This is a genomic window from Pseudomonas sp. NBRC 111131 (assembly GCF_001320525.1).
Lineage (GTDB): Bacteria > Pseudomonadota > Gammaproteobacteria > Pseudomonadales > Pseudomonadaceae > Aquipseudomonas > Aquipseudomonas ceruminis.
Window position 1 is genome coordinate 1 of sequence record NZ_BCBH01000086.1, and the last position, 1,336, is coordinate 1,336.

Consider the following 1,336-nt stretch of genomic DNA (forward strand, 5'->3'; position numbering starts at 1 on the left):
TCCACCACGCGGGTCTGGAAGCTCGTGAATCAGTCCTTCGCCCTGGTTCCGAACGTTGCCCACCTGTTTACTGACCGGGTACCACTTGAAGTCGGCGGCAGGTCGGCAGCCATGTTGGACGATCTCTGCAACGCGCGCTGGCGAGGTAGCAGGGTCAACCCACTCACGCGCCAGGGCGGGCGCCAGGACCAGTGGTTTACGGTCGTGTAGGTCGAGCAGCCCATGATCAGCCGCTGCTGTGATGACGACGAAACCATCGCTGTCGTCGGCCTCCAGACCGCGGTGCACCTCTGCCAGGGCGGCGAAGAACAATGGCTCACCGTTGGCGGCAGTGATGTAGTAAGGCTGTTTGCGCTTCGGATCTCCCGGATCAGGGATCCATTCGAACCATCCGTTGGCCGGGGCCAACGCTCGGCCATGCGGCCATAACGACTTGAAAAAATGCCCCGTCAGCACCGTTTCGGCTCGGGCATTGATCGGCTCGGGACGCTTCGCCTTCGCCCCAAAGGGCGCCCACCCCCATTTCACGCGATCTACACTGAGCCCGTTTGCTGCAGGGCGAATCACCTCGACGCGGGTCGAGGGCGCGACATTGTATCGGTTGATCCGCTCATGGTCGTAGCCATCGATCACGACCCGGTCCAAGGCCAGTTGCCTCAAATAGAGGTCCATCTCTTCGTAGATCGAGTACCGCCCACACATAGTTCACCTCAACGTTTGTCGGCAGGCGGTGACCGCGCATTGACGCAGGACCGATCTGACAGTTAACTGTATATATATCCAGTTTCTGTCGGAATCTTCCCCATGACCATCACCTTCGTTGGCGCCCCGACGGGCGGCCACACGCAGTTGCCCGTGTACGCGTTTCGCGTGCCGGCGGGCTTTCCGTCCCCGGCAGCGGATCACCTTGAGCGCCATATTTCCCTCGATGAGCTGTTCGACCTTCGTGCGCCCCATGTGTACCTGGTGCAGGTCGAAGGGGACAGCATGCAGGGTGCGGGGATCTACTCAGGCGACCTTCTTATCGTAGACCGCAGCCGCGAAGCGGAGCACGGCGACATCGTGATCGCGGCGATCAACGCAGAACCCGTGTGCAAGCGCTTGTACCGACGCGACGGCGTGGTGATCCTGCAGTCGGAAAATCCCGCTTATCCGCCCAGGCATGTGTTGGAAGTTGACGATCTACTGATTTGGGGCGTGGTTCGCTACAGTGTGCGCGACCATGCCCAGTGAGCCAGTCTTCGCCCTGATCGACTGCAATTCGTTCTATGCGAGCTGCGAGCGCGTATTCCGGCCGGATCTGGCCAGGACCCCCATTGTGGTGCTGAGCAACAAC

General features: G+C 60.9%; 3 protein-coding genes. 2 read left to right on the forward strand and 1 reads right to left on the reverse strand.

Annotation, left to right across the window (positions count from 1 at the left end):
• On the reverse strand, positions 1-702 hold a 702-nt coding region (locus tag APH34_RS28340), incomplete at its 3' end, for an SOS response-associated peptidase family protein (RefSeq protein WP_054903785.1).
• A gap of 102 nt (positions 703-804) precedes the next feature.
• Here APH34_RS28340 and APH34_RS28345 point away from each other — a divergent pair.
• Positions 805-1,233, forward strand: coding sequence for a LexA family transcriptional regulator (locus tag APH34_RS28345; RefSeq protein ID WP_054903786.1), 429 nt, complete (start codon positions 805-807; stop codon positions 1,231-1,233).
• Positions 1,223-1,336: hypothetical protein (locus APH34_RS29175; RefSeq protein WP_156358138.1), on the forward strand; the 114-nt coding region annotated here is incomplete at its 3' end. The genes APH34_RS28345 and APH34_RS29175, both read left to right, overlap by 11 nt.